The 17,580-nt window shown below is 62.4% G+C and carries 21 protein-coding genes; 20 read left to right on the plus strand and 1 reads right to left on the minus strand.

All coding sequences use genetic code 11. The features are described 5' to 3' along the window. Positions 1 to 1,113 precede the first annotated feature (1,113 nt). The gene (locus tag JYG36_RS09490) at positions 1,114 to 1,380 is read right to left on the minus strand and encodes a DUF1883 domain-containing protein (RefSeq protein WP_213603688.1); all 267 of its coding nucleotides are present in this window, start codon (positions 1,378 to 1,380) and stop codon (positions 1,114 to 1,116) included. 81 nt (positions 1,381 to 1,461) lie between these two features. Between JYG36_RS09490 and JYG36_RS09495 the strand changes: the two genes are divergently transcribed. The 20 genes from JYG36_RS09495 (at position 1,462) to JYG36_RS09590 (ending at position 17,571) form a co-directional block, all read left to right on the plus strand. Beyond that, a complete protein-coding gene (locus JYG36_RS09495) occupies positions 1,462 to 1,809 on the plus strand; it encodes a phage holin family protein (RefSeq protein ID WP_213603691.1) in 348 nt (115 codons plus the stop codon). A gap of 136 nt (positions 1,810 to 1,945) precedes the next feature. Continuing rightward, on the plus strand, positions 1,946 to 2,470 hold the full coding sequence (locus tag JYG36_RS09500) for a DUF1441 family protein (protein WP_036994573.1): 525 nt from the start codon (positions 1,946 to 1,948) through the stop codon (positions 2,468 to 2,470). 43 nt (positions 2,471 to 2,513) lie between these two features. Further along, positions 2,514 to 4,400, plus strand: a complete 1,887-nt coding sequence (locus JYG36_RS09505) for a phage terminase large subunit family protein (RefSeq protein ID WP_213603693.1) — start codon at positions 2,514 to 2,516, stop codon at positions 4,398 to 4,400. Between the two features lie 12 nt (positions 4,401 to 4,412). Continuing rightward, on the plus strand, positions 4,413 to 4,628 hold the full coding sequence (locus JYG36_RS09510) for a hypothetical protein (RefSeq protein WP_036994575.1): 216 nt from the start codon (positions 4,413 to 4,415) through the stop codon (positions 4,626 to 4,628). Between the two features lie 2 nt (positions 4,629 to 4,630). After that, on the plus strand, positions 4,631 to 6,238 hold the full coding sequence (locus tag JYG36_RS09515) for a phage portal protein (RefSeq protein ID WP_213603695.1): 1,608 nt from the start codon (positions 4,631 to 4,633) through the stop codon (positions 6,236 to 6,238). A gap of 2 nt (positions 6,239 to 6,240) precedes the next feature. Continuing rightward, on the plus strand, positions 6,241 to 7,461 hold the full coding sequence (locus tag JYG36_RS09520; RefSeq protein WP_213603697.1) for a S49 family peptidase: 1,221 nt from the start codon (positions 6,241 to 6,243) through the stop codon (positions 7,459 to 7,461). Positions 7,462 to 7,473: 12 nt separating this feature from the next. Further along, on the plus strand, positions 7,474 to 7,824 hold the full coding sequence (locus JYG36_RS09525) for a head decoration protein (RefSeq protein ID WP_213603699.1): 351 nt from the start codon (positions 7,474 to 7,476) through the stop codon (positions 7,822 to 7,824). An 11-nt stretch (positions 7,825 to 7,835) separates the two neighbouring features. Then, on the plus strand, positions 7,836 to 8,867 hold the full coding sequence (locus JYG36_RS09530; RefSeq protein WP_213603701.1) for a major capsid protein: 1,032 nt from the start codon (positions 7,836 to 7,838) through the stop codon (positions 8,865 to 8,867). A gap of 1 nt (position 8,868) precedes the next feature. Then, positions 8,869 to 9,051 carry a hypothetical protein gene (locus JYG36_RS09535; protein WP_213603703.1) on the plus strand — a complete coding sequence of 61 codons (183 nt, stop codon included), beginning with the start codon at positions 8,869 to 8,871 and terminating at the stop codon, positions 9,049 to 9,051. Between the two features lie 2 nt (positions 9,052 to 9,053). After that, positions 9,054 to 9,371, plus strand: coding sequence for a head-tail joining protein (locus JYG36_RS09540; RefSeq protein ID WP_213603705.1), 318 nt, complete (start codon positions 9,054 to 9,056; stop codon positions 9,369 to 9,371). Then, positions 9,371 to 10,033 (plus strand): hypothetical protein, encoded by a 663-nt coding sequence (locus JYG36_RS09545; protein ID WP_213603707.1) that lies wholly within the window; start codon positions 9,371 to 9,373, stop codon positions 10,031 to 10,033. Before JYG36_RS09540 ends, JYG36_RS09545 begins: the two co-directional genes overlap by 1 nt. Beyond that, on the plus strand, positions 10,026 to 10,556 hold the full coding sequence (locus JYG36_RS09550; RefSeq protein WP_213603709.1) for a hypothetical protein: 531 nt from the start codon (positions 10,026 to 10,028) through the stop codon (positions 10,554 to 10,556). The genes JYG36_RS09545 and JYG36_RS09550 overlap by 8 nt, the downstream gene beginning before the upstream one ends. After that, complete coding sequence (locus JYG36_RS09555; RefSeq protein WP_213603711.1) at positions 10,553 to 11,113, plus strand: phage baseplate assembly protein V; 561 nt, start codon at positions 10,553 to 10,555, stop codon at positions 11,111 to 11,113. The genes JYG36_RS09550 and JYG36_RS09555 overlap by 4 nt, the downstream gene beginning before the upstream one ends. A 337-nt stretch (positions 11,114 to 11,450) precedes the next feature. Beyond that, positions 11,451 to 11,669 carry a hypothetical protein gene (locus JYG36_RS09560; RefSeq protein ID WP_213604510.1) on the plus strand — a complete coding sequence of 73 codons (219 nt, stop codon included), beginning with the start codon at positions 11,451 to 11,453 and terminating at the stop codon, positions 11,667 to 11,669. Between the two features lie 4 nt (positions 11,670 to 11,673). Next, positions 11,674 to 12,000 (plus strand): GPW/gp25 family protein, encoded by a 327-nt coding sequence (locus JYG36_RS09565; protein WP_213603712.1) that lies wholly within the window; start codon positions 11,674 to 11,676, stop codon positions 11,998 to 12,000. Next, positions 11,997 to 12,878 (plus strand): baseplate assembly protein, encoded by an 882-nt coding sequence (locus JYG36_RS09570; RefSeq protein ID WP_213603713.1) that lies wholly within the window; start codon positions 11,997 to 11,999, stop codon positions 12,876 to 12,878. The genes JYG36_RS09565 and JYG36_RS09570 overlap by 4 nt, the downstream gene beginning before the upstream one ends. A 1-nt stretch (position 12,879) precedes the next feature. Continuing rightward, positions 12,880 to 13,485 carry a phage tail protein I gene (locus tag JYG36_RS09575; RefSeq protein ID WP_213603714.1) on the plus strand — a complete coding sequence of 202 codons (606 nt, stop codon included), beginning with the start codon at positions 12,880 to 12,882 and terminating at the stop codon, positions 13,483 to 13,485. Continuing rightward, complete coding sequence (locus JYG36_RS26590) at positions 13,482 to 15,767, plus strand: phage tail protein (protein ID WP_249744413.1); 2,286 nt, start codon at positions 13,482 to 13,484, stop codon at positions 15,765 to 15,767. The genes JYG36_RS09575 and JYG36_RS26590 overlap by 4 nt, the downstream gene beginning before the upstream one ends. Before the next feature lie 9 nt (positions 15,768 to 15,776). Beyond that, positions 15,777 to 16,334 (plus strand): hypothetical protein, encoded by a 558-nt coding sequence (locus JYG36_RS09585; protein ID WP_213603715.1) that lies wholly within the window; start codon positions 15,777 to 15,779, stop codon positions 16,332 to 16,334. Between the two features lie 70 nt (positions 16,335 to 16,404). After that, on the plus strand, positions 16,405 to 17,571 hold the full coding sequence (locus JYG36_RS09590; protein ID WP_213603716.1) for a phage tail sheath subtilisin-like domain-containing protein: 1,167 nt from the start codon (positions 16,405 to 16,407) through the stop codon (positions 17,569 to 17,571). The last annotated feature ends 9 nt before the right edge of the window (positions 17,572 to 17,580 follow it).

A 17,580-nucleotide genomic window follows, 5' to 3' on the forward strand; every position in this document is an offset into this window, starting at 1 on the left:
TGGGTCCGTTCTGGCAGGCCAACACAGTCTCAAGCCCCGGAATCAGCAGGGGGGCGGGCATCCGTGGCGGGTGTGTTGGGTTTGCGCACGCGCACGCGCAGGCGCGCCAACTTTAGTGGCGCCGCTATAGGTGAATTCAAAGTCCATGCGAAACTTCAAAAACTCAACAAACCCAACACACTCGACACAACCATAGGCAATCAATTGATTTTATTGAGTTTTAACTGTGTTGGGTTTGTGTTGGGTAGCGTGAATGTGTGTCGGGTTCAGTTTACGGTGAGGGGGCAATGACAATGGATCAGACTGAACGCCTACAAGCGGTAGCGGATTTAATGTGTCATTGGGGCAGGCAGCGGTCCCTGCTTGGGCAGGATGCTGGATTAGGCAGCCAAATGGGCAGCATCATGGAATGGAAGGGGGCAGCCCCCCGAGGCGGATCATCTGGTGCGCGTATCCTGGTAGCCGGAGCTGGTCTGGATCACTCAGCGGCAGAAGTCGATGCAGCGGTCGCTGAACTGGAGCGCCGTGATCAGCGTGGTGCAACGTTGGCAAAGCTGGCCCAGTTCCGCTACTTGCATGGCGCAACGATCCGCGAGCAAATGCACCAGGTGGGGCTCGCCGAAGATGCTGATCGGACCTACCGTAACTGGGTCAAGGCGCTGCATTTGCAGGTGTTATCGATTCTTATAGCGCGCTCTGGTCCGAATCGACGGCATACCGTCCGTCGGCTAACAATGCGCCGAGTATGCGCCGGGGATGCGTCGAAGTAGCGTCAAGGCTGCGAACCGAAAATCACCTCTTTTCGGTTTTTCCGGTGGCATGTAAAAAGGCGCCACGATATGAAAAGTGCGCTTAGGCGCTGACCCAACAACCACTGTGCCATGCAATTGCTCCGGTCTTAGGTGCATTGAGAACCCTGCCATTTGGCGGGGTTTTCTTTTGGGAGTACGCAAGGAGATGACGATGCGAGTTGAAGTACGAGATGAGGGGGGCGAATTGATTTGGTCGAGGAGCCCCGTAGGCGGCTTCACCAGCAACACCTACGGAGCAGATGGAACCCTCAAGCGTTTAGAACGAGCGCTGATGATGGCGCTTGATCAGTGTCGAGGTGAACTAGTCATTTCGGTGGATAGTAATCGAGTGGCGGATCTGGGCGGACCCACCACCTAGGTCAATAGTGATGTTCCAGTAGCCGGAATGTGGCGCAGCGATGCGTGCAGGCAGTTGCTTGTAGAAGCCACCGTAGTACGTGTGCTTCTTACCATTCTTGAAGTTCGAAAACTGAGAGTCGGTGGTCAGTCGAACATTGCATTGGTGAGAGCACTGTACCTCGACAACATCGCCTTCGTTCAAGTGTTCGCGTTTGTGCAAGAACTGCATAAGGCCTCCTTAGCCTATGTTGTGGTTGCATTTTGACATTAGCACCATATCCACCCTGCATGAGGAGAAGTTGTTAAAGACATGACTAGTGAACAGCAAACGCTGATTGATATGCCTATCTGGATGGTCATCGTACTGGCCCTGGTCGGCGGGGTGTCAGGTGAGATGTGGCGGGCAGACAAGGCCGGTGCTCGGGGCTGGGGACTAGTGCGGCGGATCGCCCTGCGGTCGGGTGCCTGCATCGTCTGCGGGCTCTCGACCATCATGCTCTTGTACTCCTTGGGGTTGTCGATCTGGTCGGCGGGGGCTGTTGGTTGCCTCACGGCCATGGCCGGTGCCGACGTGGCAATCGGCTTGTACGAACGTTGGGCCGCCAAGCGTCTGGGTGTCTGCGATGTGCCGCCATCGAGCGGTGGTGCTGGTCAGTGACCCAGGCGGGGTGGGGGTGGGGGTGCCAATTTTCTGGGTCCTCCCCCTGGGCCGCCCCCTACACGGGTACGGGGACTCGCGGAATCTCTGCAGCTGAGGTGTGTGCAGGGATGTCCGTCTTTTCAAGGACTTAGCAATGGGAAGGACAGTCAGCAAGGCCGAACTTGGTGAGATCGTCGGTCGAGATGAGCGCACCCTCAGCCGCTGGCAGAAGGACGGAATGCCGGTGATCGAGTTTGGCGTGGGGCGCGGCAACGAAAACCAGTACGACACCCAGGCGGTGATCGAGTGGCTCATGCGCCAGGCTGCGTTGAACGGCAAGAAAGAAAGCACACGGGATCGGCTAGACAGGCTACGCGGCGACCGCGAAGAGCTGGCGCTGGCCAAGGACCTGGGCGAAGTCGTGATCGAGGCAGAGATGGTTTCCCGCTTCGAGGCTGTCATTACCGCCGCCAAGATCGAGCTGCTCAACACTCTGCCGGATGAGTTGTCCGCAACTTTGTCCGCGCAGTACGGCGTCCAAGTTGACGACCAACTGATCCGCGAGCCCATCGAACTAATACTCAGGAGGTTGTCCGCGTATGACGAGGATGACGATGATCCCGAATGGGATCCTGACGAGCCGGACGATGAGGAGGGCTCTGAAGAAGACGGCGAGTAAGGGCATCAGCCGGGCGTGCCGAAAATGGGCGCCGCCACCACGAATGAGCATCATCGAGTGGGCCACCAAGTACCGCTACCTCTCAACTGAAGAGGCGGGCAAGCCTGGTAAATACCGCTTCGATGTCACGCCTCACCTGGTCTGGCCGGGTGGCCCGCTGGAAGCCTTGGACGATCCGAATGTGTTCGAGATCGTTGGCCGCAAGTCCGCCCAGGTGGCCTGGACGTCGGGTGTGATGGGTAACGCCATCGGCAAGTGGATCGACCTTGATCCGTCCCCGATCCTGATTCTGTTTCCCAAGGCCGAAGCGGCCAAGCAGTACGTCGCTGAAAAGCTGGAGCCGATGATCGCGGCGACCAAGCGCTTGCGTAAGAAGGTCGATCTCCGCAGCCGCAAGCTGCAGCAGCGGCAGGACTTCAAGCGCTTCCCTGGCGGCTTCCTCAAGATGGTCGGATCAAACAGCCCCTCCAGCGTAAAGTCCACGCCGGTGCCTCGGGTCGCGGTCGAGGAGCCAGATGACTGCAACCTCAACCTGCGGGGGCAGGGGGACAGTATCAAGCTGGCTAAGGAGCGCCTCAAAACGTTCAGGCGCTCCAAGATCATTATCGGTGGCACGCCTACCATCAAGGGGCTCTCGGCGATTGACGCGGAGCTGGAGCTGTCGGACAAGCGCATTGGCCTGGTGCCATGCCATGGCTGCGGTCAGTCGCATGCGCTGAGCTTCGAGCACCTGTATTGCGACGAAGACCCCAGCTATCACCACGAGGTATACGGCAAGCGTCGGCCTGAAACGGCGTACTACGCCTGCCCTCATTGCGGCGAGATCTGGGACGACCACCAGAAGAATGCCAACCTCCAGCACGGCCGTTGGGAGGCTACCGCCGAGTTTCGGGGTATCGCGGGTTACATCCTCAATGAGCTGTATGCCACGTTCCACGGCTCTCGATTCGAAGTGCTGATGGAGAAGAAGCTCCAGGCTGAACACGCCGCGTCGAACGGCAACCACGGACCGATGATCGCGTTCACCAACAGCCAGATGGGCGAGTGCTATGAGTACAAGAGCAATGCGCCCAAGACGGACGAGCTGGAGAAGCGCGCCGAACCTTACGCCGAGTTGACCGCGCCGAAAGGCGTGCTGTTGGTCACCGTCGGCGTGGACGTTCAAGGTGACCGCCTGGCCCTGGTGATCGTGGGCTGGGGCAGGGGAGAAGAGTCCTGGCGGCTGTACTGGGGCGAGTTGGGGGGCAATCCGATTGATCCCCACGATCCGGTATGGACTGAGTTGGACAAGATCATCGCCACACCGATACCCGCCGAGGGCGGCGCTCAGCTGGCCGTGTCAGCGGTGAGTATCGACAGCTCCGACGGCAACACTAACGATGCGGTTTACACCTACGTTCGGGATCGGCAGCGCTTCAATATCATGGCCATCAAGGGCGCATCGATCGACAGCCGGGACCGGGAGATCTTCACCAAGCCGGCCCAGTCGGCGGACACCAGCCAGGACAACACCAAGGCTGCCAAGTACGGGCTGCGGGTCTACATCGTTGGCACCCACAAGGCCAAGACGCTGATCGATGGCCGTATGCGGCTCTCGGGCAGTGGGCCCGGCCGCATGCACTGGTACAGCGAGATTCGCGCTGATTACTACGAGCAGGTGACCAACGAGGTGCTGGCGCCGCACCCGCGTCAGCCCAGCAAAATGGTCTGGCAGAAGAAAGCAGGGCGGCGCAACGAAGCCCTGGACTGCGAGGTTTACGCCTTGCACGCGGCGCGCAGCCTCAAGACCCACCTGCTGCGCGATCACGAATGGGACCAGCTGGAGCAGCAACAGCTTCAGCCTACCCTCTTCAACACTGAGCAGGCGGTAGCGCCGGTGCCGCGCCGCGCAGTGACTCGCGGGCGTGGCACTCGGAGCCGCGTCAGCTAATCGAGGTTCACCATGACAGAAGCACAACAACGCCTTGCGGAAGTCCGGGCGGCGATTTCGGCCGTCCTGAAAAACGGCCAGCGCCTGCGCCGGGCGGATCGTGAGGTCCAGATGGCCGAACTCAACAGCCTGCGTCTGCTGGAGAAACAGTATGCCGAGCAGGTCGCCGCTGAGGCGGCTGCGCTCCAGCGCCGTGGCCGCAATCGCGTTTCGTACGTGAGGGTTTGAGCATGTGGCCATTCAAAAAGCCTGAGCGCGCTGCTGACCTACTGATGCGCGAAGCCCTGAAGCTTGCGAAGGCTACAGTGGGTGGCCAGCAGATCGTTGCCCAGGGCGGCGGTGGCGGGGTCGAAACCCGGTGGCGCGGTGCCTCGCGCATGCTCCGAAGCATGGCCAGCTGGATTCCAGGCCTGGGCAGCCCGCGCCGCGACTTCAACCAGAGTGAGCGGCGGATGTTGGTGGCTCGCTCACGCGATGCCATGCGCAACCACCTTATCGCCCGTGCGGCGATCACACGGCTGCGTACCAATGTCGTCGGTACCGGTCTGGTCTGCCGCGCCCAGGTCGACCATGCGGCGCTCGGCATAAGCGAAGAGGCGGCGGATGATTTGAACGGTGAGCTTGACCGCCTGTGGTCGTTGTACGCCGACGACCCACGGGAGTGCGATGCCGAAGCCACGCTCAACCATTACCAGCTCCAGGCGCTGGTAATGGTGTCGTCAATGGTCGCGGGCGATGTGTTCGTGGCCAGCCCGGACCAGGAGCGCCCCGGTTGCATCTTCAGCACCCGTTTGCAGTTGATCGAATCCGACCGGGTCTGCAACCCAAATAACGGGATGGACCGGGTTGACCTGGTCGATGGCGTCGAGTTCGACGGGCTGGGTTCGCCCGTGGCGTATCACGCGTGCACCGGCTATGTCGGCGAGCACCTCGCCGGTAAGCCTCTGAGCTGGGAACGGCTGAGCGTGTTCGGCGCTGAGACAGGCCGCCGCCGTGTGTTGCATGTCTTAGCGGACAAGGAACGGCCCGGCCAGAAGCGGGGCATGCCTTATCTGGCGCCGGTCCTCGAACCCCTACAGAAGCTCGAACGCTACGCCAGTGCCGAGCTGATGGCAGCGGTGATCTCGGCCATGTTTACGGTGTTCATTAAAAAGACCGGCGACTTCCAGGCTGGCAATCTGCCGATGAGTGCCCTGGCGGAAGAGGCCCCCGGCGGGGATGACACCACCGACGGAGAGTTGGCCCTGGGCGAGGGCGCTGTGGTTGATCTCGGCGTGGGCGAGGAACCAGTTGTGGCTAACCCCGGTCGGCCCAACGCCCAGTTCGATCCGTTCTTCACCGCCGTGGTGAAAGAGATTGGTGCCGCCCTGGAGCTGCCGCTGGAGGAACTGCTGTTGCACTACAGCAGTAGCTACAGCGCTGCCCGCGCCGCGATGCTGCAGGCATGGCGTTTCTACAGCCTGCGCCGCTGGTGGCTGGCCTGCGACTTCTGCCAGCCCAGCCGCGAGTTGGTCATCGATGAAGCGGTGGCCAGGGGCCTGATCGATCTTCCGGGGTACGGCGATCCAGCCAAACGCAAAGCGTACTGCCAGGCCATCTGGATTGGCCCAGCGCGTGGTGCCATCGACGAGCTTAAAGAGGCCAACGCCGCTGGCAAGCGCATCGAGATCGGCGTCAGCAACGAAACCCTGGAAACGGCGGCGATGACCGGCGAGCCCTGGCAGCAGGTGTTCCGCCAGCGTGTGCGCGAGGTCGACCAGCGCCGCAAACACAACCTGCAGGCCCTGCCCAAAGGTGGGTTGGAAAACCCGCCTGAGCCCAAAACCGAAGAGGATTAAACATGCCGCGAGCACTTGAGCTGGCTGCCTCGCAGCCCTGGCTGATGCTGCCCGACGCCCTGGACAACCTGTTGGCCATCTCTGATCGCATGGGCGATCCGGTGGCACTGGCGACCAAGCGCGGCGAGCGGCTGGAAGAAACCCGCAGTGTCAGCCTGCGCAACGGCGTGGCGGTGGTACCGGTCATAGGGCCGATCTTTCGCTACGCCAACTTGTTCACCGAGATCAGCGGCGCGACCAGTACTCAGGTCCTGGCCACCGATATCCAGCGCGCCTTGGATGACCCGAAGGTCAAGGCCATTGTGCTCAACATCGACAGCCCTGGTGGCGTGGCGTCGGGCATCAACGAACTGGCCGAGATGATCTTTGCCGGTCGCTCCCGCAAACGCATCGTCGCGTACATCGGCGGCACGGGGGCGAGCGCAGGTTACTGGATCGCCTCGGCAGCCAGCGAAATCGTCATCGACGAGGCCAGTCTGGCGGGCAGCATCGGCGTCGTTGTCGAAGCGGTTGTCGAAAACGAGTCGGCCAGCGGCCGCAAGCGATACCAGATCGTCAGCCGCAACGCCCCGAACAAGCGCCTGGACCTCTCCACCGAGGAAGGGCGCAGCAAGCTCGGCGAGACCATCGACGCCCTGGGCGATGTCTTCGTGAGCAAGGTTGCCCGCAACCTGGGTGTCGATGCCGAGACAGTCCCCGAGATGGGCGACCACGGCGGGTTGCGTGTCGGCGCTGATGCCGTCAAGCACGGCCTGGCCCATCGCGTGGGCTCGCTGGAAGCCCTGCTCACCGAACTGGCCAAACCGGCCATCACCTCCACAAGGATACACACCATGACCACCGTCAAGACCACGGCAGACCTGCGTGCGGCACTGGCTGCCGGTACCGACGTCAACACCATCGAGATTGCCCAGGCTGACCAGCCGGACACCGCCTCGATCCGTACCGAGGCTGCTACCGAAGAGCGCGAGCGGATCAAAGGCATCAATGCGCTGGCCAGCAAGGGCTTCGAGAAGGAAATCGAGGCGGCCATCGATAACGGCAGCTCTGTTGAAGCGACCGCGCTGGTGATGTTCAAGGCCGCACAGGATCGCGGTATTTCGCTGGCAAGCATCAAGAGCGATGCCCAGGGCGTAACCGGCACCACCCCAACCGGCGACGGCAAGCAAGGCGAGCGCAAGGCCGCCGTCAGCGCCATTGTTTCAGGCGCCTCGCGCCGTTAACTGGAGACACCCATGAGCAACCCCAAACGCACTACTTACCAGCCACGGCAGTTGTCTGCGGGCGACTTTCCCATCGCGATGGATACCGGTGTCATTGCTGCAGGCCAAACCTTGAGCTGTGGCGCCGTCCTGGGCCAGGTATCCGCCACCAAGGAATACCTGCTGTGCAAGGCCGCAGCCGATGATGGGTCGCAGGTGCCGACAGCGATCCTCGACCAGGACGTCGACACCACGGGTGGCGCCAAGAACGCCCCGATCCGCCTGACCGGCCAAGTGCTGGGCAGTCAACTCACTCTCGGCGAGGGCCTGACCCTGGCCGCCGCAAAGGTCGCCCTGCGACCTCTGTGCCTCTTCATTCGCTGACCGGAGCCCCCATGACCGATATTTTCGACACCCTGACCATGCTGGACGCGGTCGAGCAGATGACACTGCCGCGACGTTTCCTGATGAATACCTTTTTCAACGGCGCCAACCCGGTGACCTTCGGTACCGAAGCGGTGACCATCGATATCGTTAAAGGCCAACGCACGATGGCGCCGTTTGTTCACCCTTCGCTGCCAGGGAGTATCTCGCTGCGTACTGGCTTCAGCAGCGAAACTTATACCCCGCCGTACATTCAGCCGAAGCGTAAGACCCGCGCCGAACAGATCCTCAAGCGTGCTGCCGGTGACAACCCCTTTTCTGCCCGTACCCCTCTGGAACGTGCGGGTGAGCAACTGGGGCGTGACCTGGCCGAGCTGGACGATGAGATCACCCGTCGCGAAGAGTGGATGTGCGCTCAGGCGTTGAGCACCGGCCGGGTTCGTGTGGTTGGCGAGGGCGTGGATGACACCATCGACTTCCTGATGGAAGACAGCCACAAGGTCACCCTGGCCACCGGCCGCTGGAACAGTTCGGACTCTGACCCCATCGGCAACCTGCGGCAGTGGAAGCGACAGATCGCCAAAGACTCCGGGCGCACCGGCAACGTCGCGGTGCTCAGCGGTGAGGCTCAGGATGCGTTTCAAAGTAATGAAACCGTGTTGAAACAGCTCAATAGCCGCCGTGTAGATATGGGCTTGATCAAGCCTGAGCTGCTGCCCGACGGCGTGACTTACCTGGGCTACCTGAACGATCCGGGCATCGACCTGTATGTGTATGACGAGTGGTACCTGGACGATGACGGGGACGAACAGCAGATGGTGCCTGCTGGTGGGTTGATTCTTGGCGCGACTTCAACGCGCAACGCGATGTTGTACGGCGCGATTCAGGACATCGACGCCATTGAGAGCGGCCTGGTGGAGGCGGTGCGCTTCCCGAAAAGTTGGGTCACCCCAGATCCGAGCGCACGTTGGTTGAAACTGCAGAGCGCCGCCCTGGCCGGCATGCTGGAACCCAACGCTTTCCTCTACGCGAAGGTGGTGTGACATGGCGGCGAAAATCGAATACGTGGTGGTAGACGGTTGCGTTCAGGACGGCAGCAAGATCTACAAGAAGGGCGAAGCCTACGTGCCGCCGAACAAGGAGCTCCTTGAGCTGTTGCTCGATGAAGGCAAAATCGCGCCCCGCGGGAAGCTCCCCGCCAGGGACGAACAAGACGACGGTGAGTAACCATGGCCTTCCGTGACCAAGTGGCAGCGATGGACACGCAGCTACTGGAGGTCCTGGGCGATGAGGCGATGATCGAAGGGCGTGACGAGCCGGTGCCGGGTTTCTTCTCGGCACCTTGGTTGCAACCCAAGATCGGCCGCATCAACACCGGTGTGCGCGAGCCGGTCTTTGCAGTACGGATCGCAGAGGCGAACGGTATCAAGGAGGGGCAGCACCTGGTCTGCCTGCTCGCGCCTGAGGATGGCGGTGGACGCTATGTCATCAGCAAGCGGGAGCCGGACGGTACGGGCTGGATCAACCTGATATTGCGGGAGGTTTGATGAGCGTTGGCAGCTATCACAAGCAGTCGGCGAGCAGTGGCCTAATCAGTCTGCAGGCCGACCAGTCGGACCTGAAGGCGTTTGCCGACTTCGCTGCTTTAGTACCCAAGGCAGCCGCCGCCGCCCAGCGCCGGGCGATTAACAAAACCCTGCGCTGGTTGCGAACGCATGTCGCCCGGGCGGTCAGTCGGCAGGAGAAGATTGCGGTTGGTGCGGTCCGGCAGCGTCTGCGGGCCTACCCGGTAGGTAGCAACGGTCAGGGCAAGCTGTGGTTCGGTATCAACCCGATCGAGGCCAGCCGCGCTGGCCGACCTCGGCAAAGCCGGTCGGGCGTTTCGGTGGCGGGGCGCCGCTATGAGGGGGCGTTCTACCGGAGAGTGTATGGCGGTCAGCCAGACATCTGGATCCGCACGGCCAGCAAGCACTTCAAGGCCAGCGACTACCCCGACAGCGAAGTCTCTGGCGGTGGTGGTGCGAGTTCGGGTTGGATCAGTGAAAACGGCAGCCGCTACCCGCTGGCCAAAGCCAAGATATCCCTGGATGACGTGCGCCCATACTTCGAGCGCTGGACCAAGCAAGCGCATGAGCACCTGCTGAAAGTCCTTGAGCAGGAGCTGAACTTTGAACTGCAGAAGTACTTGCGAGGATCTGCCCGTGTCTGAGGATGAGTTCAACCTGGAGCTGTTTTATCAAGCCATTGAGGAACATATCGACCGGGCAATCCCTGGTTTGGCTTGTGTTTGCACTATGCCGCACATGAAGGAACGCATAGATCTGCCAGCGGCAGTGATCGAGTTGGCGGGTTTTGAGCCCGGCCTTGATCAAGGTACGGGGGAAACGGCGCTGATTGCCCGATTGGAAGTGCGCTTCATCGTCGCTGGTGAGGATGTGGAATGCCAGCAGAAAGCCGCCTTCGCGGCGGCGCAAATGGCGGTGCTACTGCGCACTCAATCGTGGGGGCTGCCGGTCGACCAGGCCGAGTTCGTGAATTCGGCGCAGGATTGGACCCGACCCGAACTGGACAGTTACGCCGTGTGGGTCGTCGAGTGGACGCAGGGCATCTACCTCGGCGAGGAAGAGTGGCCTTGGCCCAATCAGCCCCCCGGCAGTTTGCTGTGGGGTATCAGCCCAGACGGCGGCCCGATCTCCGAAGGTGACTACCAGCCCCCGGAGGCCATGACATGAGCTACGCGAGCGCAGCCCATGACCGTATGCTGGCGGGGCTGATCATTCCTTGCCGGGTGGTGGCGGTCGATTTGGCTGCCGCGATGGTCCGCGTGTCCGACGGTGCTGGATGGACCAGCGCCTGGGTCCGCTGGCACAGCCAAGCTGCTGGCAAGGCCCGGCACTGGCGTGCGCCAAGCCTGGACGAACAGGGCGCTTTGATCAGCCCGAGCGGTGAGCCAGCTCAGGGCACGTTCGTGCCGGGGTTGTACGGCAATGCCGGTGCCCAGCCAGACAACCGCGACCACGTCGAGGTGTGGCGTTTCGATGACGGTGGCTCGCTGGTCTACGACTGGCAGGCCAACAGCTACACCATCGAACTGCCGGGCGGGACCGCGACGGTCAAGGTTGGTGGCAGCACGGTGGTGGTGACGGACTCCGCGATCACCGCCAAGGCAGCGAGCATCACCCTGGAGGGCCAGGTGCAGGTCAACGGGCCTTTGCGCGTTACCGGCGACATCAACGGCGGCGGCAAGATCATCGATACCGGTGGCAACACGGCCAATCACAAACATTGAGTACTCAGTCATGGCTGAAAAGATGACAGCGTCGGATTTTGAACTTGCTTGGATTTTAAGCCCGACCAGGCCAGATGATCTCGGTGGTCACCCCTTAACTGGACGGCGCAACGATGCGAAGACATTGGTGCGTCTTGTTCTGGTTGAGGGGGTCGCAATTACGGAAGTAGCGTACCGATACGGCCTTAGAGGATGCACAGTAAGCCGATTGAAGGAATGCGTTAGCGAGGTAAGAAATCAAATTCTGGTACGTGTTGGCTGACGCTCTTCCATAGGAGCTGTTTATCGAAGTTTTTCAATGCCCGCTTTTTGCGGGTTTTTTGTGCCTGGAGGCATCATGGCCAAAGAAGTGAACAAGCAGCTAGATCCCCCGTTAGCCGTTCCACAAGCGGCAGCTCAGGTGTACCGCGACACGGTCTACACCTCCCGCGTGTTGATCCTGCCGGACGGCCGCACCCTGGCAGTGACCGGGGCGCTGGTGATCGCCGAGGCAGGCGACACCGTCGCACAGGCCTATCTGGGCAAACACCCAGACCTGAAGCTGCAGCCGGAGTAACCCCATGATCGGAATGGACCGCCGCCTGGGTCAGCCTCTTTCCGGTCTGGCGCATTTGCGGCAGTCCATAGAGGACATCCTGACCACCCCGCTGGGCAGCCGCCGTATGCGGCCGGAGTACGGCAGCCAGCTGCGCCGCTATGTCGATCTGCCGGTTAACGAAGGCTGGAAGAGCGCAGTGCAGGCGGAGGTGGCCCGGTCGCTTGGCCGCTGGGAGCCACGCCTGAAGCTGGAGCGGGTCAGGGTCACCGCCGTTGTCGGTGGCCAGATCACCCTGCAGCTGACCGGCCAGTATCTGGGCGAGAGCGCGATAGTTGAGGTAACGGCATGAGCACCATCGAACTGACGGCGCTGCCCGCGCCGCAAGTGCTGGAGGATCTTGACTTTGAAGAGGTCTACCAGGCCGAGCTGGCAGTCTTTCGCCAGTTCATGGGCGATAACTGGTCGGCCCTTCTCGAAAGCGATCCGGTCACCAAGCTACTGGAGCTGGGAGCCTACCGGCGTCTGCAGGACCGGGCGCGGGTTAACGACGCGGCCAAGGCCTTGTTGCTGGCCTACGCCCAGGGCACTGACCTCGATCACCTGGCAGCCAACGTGCGGCTTAAGCGGTTGGTGGTTCAGGCCGAAGACTTGGCTGCTGTACCACCGGTACCGGCTGTGCTTGAGGCGGACGATGCTCTACGGGAGCGGATCCAGCTGGTGTATGAAGGGTTGACCACGGCAGGGCCCCGCAACAGTTACATCCTGCATGCGCGCAACGCCTCGGGCCTGGTCGCTGATGCCACCGCCGAAAGCCCCACACCAGCAGTGGTAGTGGTCACGGTGTTGAGCCTGGAGGGAGAAGGCCAGGCCGGGCCAGAGCTGCTGGAGACGGTCCGCACCCGGCTCAGCGACGATGACGTGCGGCCGGTAGGTGATCGCCTGACGGTGCAGGGCGCCGAAATCCTGCGATACCGAATCGACGCTGTGGTGTACATGGCTGGCAGTGGCCCGGAGATCGAAGCCACGCTAGCCGAATGCCGCCGCCGACTCAAGGCATGGATCAACCCTCGGCGTCGCCTGGCGGTCGAGGTGGCCCGTTCGGGTGTGGACGCCCAGCTGCACATCGCCGGTGTCAGCCGGGTCGAGCTGATCAACTGGACGGACATTCGCCCGACCAAGTCGCAGGCGGCCTGGTGTGAGGACATCACCGTCAAGCGGGGTGGCTGAGATGAAAAGCCTGCTCCCCCTGAACAGTACCCAGCTTGAGCGAGCGATCGAGACGGCCACCGAGAATACCCCCGAGGTGCCGTTGCGGGTGTTGTACAACCCCGACACATGCCCGGCGCACCTGTTGCACCAGCTGGCCTGGGCCTGGTCCGTGGACCGCTGGGACGAGCAGTGGACGGAGGCGGTCAAGCGTTCGGTGATCCGCTCTGCGTTCTACGTGCATGCCCACAAGGGCACCATCGGTGCCTTGCGCAGGGTGGTCGAGCCGTTGGGCTACCTGATTGAAGTGCAGGAGTGGTGGGAGACCTTGCCACCGGGCGTGCCTGGCACCTTCGCGTTGCAGGTCGGCGTGCTCGATACCGGCATCACCGAGGAGATGTACCAGGAGCTGACCCGGTTGATCGATGACGCCAAGCCGGTCAGCCGCCACCTCACGGGGCTGGCAATCACCCTGGCCAGCACCGGCTACCTTCGCCTGCCGGGTTGTTTGTACGAAGGCGACGAAATCGACGTTTACCCGCCGACCTCCCGCGACATCGAGGTCATCGGCAGCTATGGCCCTGCAGGCCGCGAACACACTATTGAAACCCTGGACGTTTACCCATGACCGACCAAAACAGCCAGTTCTTTGCCATTCTCACGGCGGTAGGAGAGGCCAAGCAGGCCAACGCCGATGCCCTGGGTGTGCCCTGGACCTTCAGCCAGATGGGCGTTGGTGATGCCAACGGCACCGAGCCGATCCCCTCGCGCACGCAAACCCGTCTGATCAACGAGCGGCGCCGGGCGCCGTTGAACCAGGTCAAGGTTGACCCAGCCAACGCCAACATCGTTATCGCCGAGCAGATCATTCCGCCCGACGTCGGCGGCTGGTGGATCCGCGAGATCGGCCTGTATGACGCAGACAACGACCTGGTGGCCGTGGCCAACTGCGCGCCGAGCTTCAAGCCGCTGCTGAGCCAGGGCACTGGCAAGACCCAGGTGGTGCGGATGAACTTCATCGTCACCAGCGCCGCCAACGTTACCCTGAAGATCGACCCGGCCGTGGTGCTGGCCACGCGGGAGTTTGTCGAACTGCGCCTGAGCGAAGAGATCGGCAAGCTCGATGGCAAGAACAGCGTACGTGTCGCGACCCTCGGCCCTATTGATCTCGGCGGGATCCCCACCCTGGACGGGGTGGCCCTGCAGGCCGGTGATCGGGTACTGGTCAAGGACCAGGTACAAGGGCGGGAGAACGGACTGTACGTCGTCGGCCCTGGCCTGTGGGCTCGGGCGCAAGACGCGGATGGCAATGCCGAGGTAACTCCGGGTTTGACGGTGACGGTCGAGCAAGGTGCCAAGCTGGCCGATACCCAATGGAAACTGGTCACCGACGCGCCCATCGTGGTGGGCACCACGCCGCTGCAGTTCCAAAACGTGGCTGCCGGGTACAGCGGAATCGCTCCGCGCAATGTGGGTGGCCCGATTACCACCGCTGAGGCAGGTAAGCTGATCTACTTCTACGGTGGCGCGACCGGCCAGGTGCTGACCTTACCTAGCGCCGCCGACTTCCCCACGGGCGGTAAGCTCAACCTGCAAAGCATGAGCGGCGTGCCCTGTGAGCTTGCCGCGTTTGGAACTGAGCGGATCTGGGTCGGTGCCAGTACGGTTGCCAGTTTGACAATGTATCCCTGCACCGAGCTCGAGCTGGTGCGGGTCAGCTCCACCGAATGGTTTGCCCAGGGCACCGGCACCCTTTACCGGCTGAACAGCATGCCGCTGGTGGGCACAGGCGCAAATGACGGCCGACTGGCGAGCACAGCCTTTGTCCAGCAGGAACTGGTGGTCGAACGTGGCAGTGCTGCCCCGCTGATGGATGGCGTGGCCGCTGCCGGTACGGCGGTCAAGAAAGCGCGAGAGGATCATCGGCACCCGACCGACACCAGTCGGGCGCCGCTGGCATCGCCGGTATTTACCGGGGTGCCCCGCGTGCCCACGGCAGCAGCCAGCGCCACGGGTGACCAGGCGGCCAGTTTGGACTATTGCCGACTGGTGGTTGCGGCGCTGGTGGACTCGGCGCCGGGCGCATTGGACACGCTCAAAGAGCTGGCCGCCGCCCTGGGCAACGACCCGAACTTTGCCGCGACCATGACCTACTACCTGTCGCTCAAGGCGCCGTTGGCCAGCCCGGCCCTGACCGGCACCCCGACGACGCCGCTGGCGGCATTGTTCGACGACTCCAGCCTGCTGGCGTCGACGGCCTTTGTCCGGCGCTTCGGCAACCAGTTCGGCGGCGTAGGCGTATACACCGCATCGGCGCAATTGCCGGCGACGGACGCAGGCAAGCTGATCTACTTTGCCGGTTCCGCACAAAACCAGACGCTGACGCTGCCTCCGGCCAGCTCGTTGCCGGTGGGTAGCAAGCTGCACTTCCAGAACATGGCGCCCAATCAGGTGTTTGTCAGTCGCGCCGGCACTGACACGGTGCAGGTAGGGGGTGTGCTGACACCGGTAGTGGTGATCCCCACCGGTGGTGATGCGTACTTCACCCGCGTGGGTACCAGTGATTGGTTCGTCAACGGCACGGCAGTTCTGGACAAGCTGGCCAGCTTCGCCAGCCTCAAGCAGCCCAACGGCTGGGAGAAGTCACCGAGCGGAATCATTCGCCAGTGGGGCTACGCCAACAACGGCGACATGGTGAACGGCACGCTTATCACCCTGCCCATGACCTACCCGAACGAACACTTTCAGACCGTCGTCTGTGCCTACAACTCCACCGGCGATATCGACAACTGCTACATCGGCGAGCTGGGCACGAACTTTTTCCGCTTGCTCACGCAATCGCAGGCAGCGGCAGGTGGCCCCTGGGTCAACAACGTCGTGGCGGCCCGATACGTTTCCTATGGCTGGTAAGGAGTCCACATGACTATTTTCTACAGTGCTTCAACCGGTGGCTTCTTTGACGACGCGCTGTTTGATGCCGACACCCTGCCGGCCGATGTGGTCGAGATCACCGAAGAGGATCACCAGGCGCTGCTGCAGGGGCAGTCGGACATGAAACAGATCGTCGCCGACGACAACGGCTACCCGCGCTTGCTGGAGCGTCCGACCAGCCTGCCGACCCCGGAAGAACTGGTGCAGCGGATCGATGCCTACGCCGTGACCCAGTACACCTACCTCAACCGGTTCGAAGTCGAGTACCGCGAGCGCGCAGCTGCAGCGCGCAGCTATCGCGAGGCTGGCTACAGCGGTGAGCCGGGGATCTGGATCACCTCGTTTGCCGAGGTAGCCGGACTCGAACCGGCATCGGCTGCAGATCGCATCATCAGCCAGGCCGAGGCGCTGGCCGATGCATTCGCCCAGCTGGCGGCACTGCGCATGCGAAAGCGCGAGGTGCTCGCCCTGGACGGTGAGGATGCGCTGGTGCGCGCGCAGGAGATCACGGCGGCCATGGATGAGGTCGTGGCGCGGATCGAGTAGCCCCGCAGGTTAACCACCCCACAACAACCCCAGCCCCGTAAGGGGTTTTTTCATTTCTGGAGCATCACTTATGAGTGGCTTTTTCCACGGCGTGACCGTGACCAACGTCGACACCGGGTCGCGCACCATCGGCCTGCCATCGTCCTCGATCATCGGCCTGGTCGATACCTTCACCCCGGGCCCGACGGCCAGCGCCAAGGCCAACGACCTGGTGCTGATCACCAGCGAGCGCGAGGCGGTTGCCGCCTTCGGTCCCGACTCGGCGATCACCAAGGCCTGCCAGGCCATCTACATGCGTGCCAAGGCCGTGATCGTCGCCTGTGGCGTGGCCAAGGTCGAAGAGGCAGCAGCACAAACCTCGGCGATCATCGGCGGTGTGCTGGCCGACGGCAAACGCACCGGCCTGCAAGCGCTGCTGGACGGCAAGAGCCGGTTCAACGCGCAGCCGCGGCTACTGGTGACGCCCAAGCACAGTGCCACCCAGGCGGTCGGTACCGCGCTGGTAGCCCTGGCGGACAAGCTGCGCGGCATCGCCATCATCGACGGGCCGAACACCACCGACGAAGCGGCCATTGCCTACGCGGAAAACTTCGGTGCCAAGCGCGCCTACTTGGTCGACCCCGGCGTCCAGTCCTGGGACACCACGGCAGACGCGACCGTCGATGCCCCGGCCTCGGCCTGGGTTGCTGGTCTGTTTGCCTGGACCGACAGCGAGTACGGCTTCTGGGCCTCGCCGTCAAACAAGGAGTTCGTCGGCATCACCGGTACCGGCCGGCCGATCGAGTTTCTCGACGGTGACGAAACCTGCCGGGCCAACCTGCTCAACAACGCCAACATCACCACCATCATCCGTGATGACGGCTACCGCCTGTGGGGCAACCGCACGCTGAGCAGTGATCCTAAGTGGGCGTTCGTTACCCGCGTGCGGACCATGGACATCGTCATGGACGCGATCCTGTACGGGCACAAATGGGCGGTCGACCGCTCGATTACCGCGACCTACGTCAAGGACGTGACCGAGGGCCTGCAGGCGTTCATGCGCGACCTCAAGGCCCAGGGCGCAATCATCAACTTTGAAGTCTTCGCTGACCCCGAGCTGAACACGGCCAGCCAGCTGGAGCAGGGCAAGGTGTATTGGAACATCCGCTTTACCGACGTGCCGCCTGCCGAAAACCCGAACTTTCGCGTCGAGGTCACCAACCAGTGGCTGACCGAAGTCCTCGACCAAAACGCCTAAGGAGCTGAA

It is taken from the genome of Pseudomonas sp. SORT22 (genome assembly GCF_018417635.1).
Lineage (GTDB): Bacteria > Pseudomonadota > Gammaproteobacteria > Pseudomonadales > Pseudomonadaceae > Aquipseudomonas.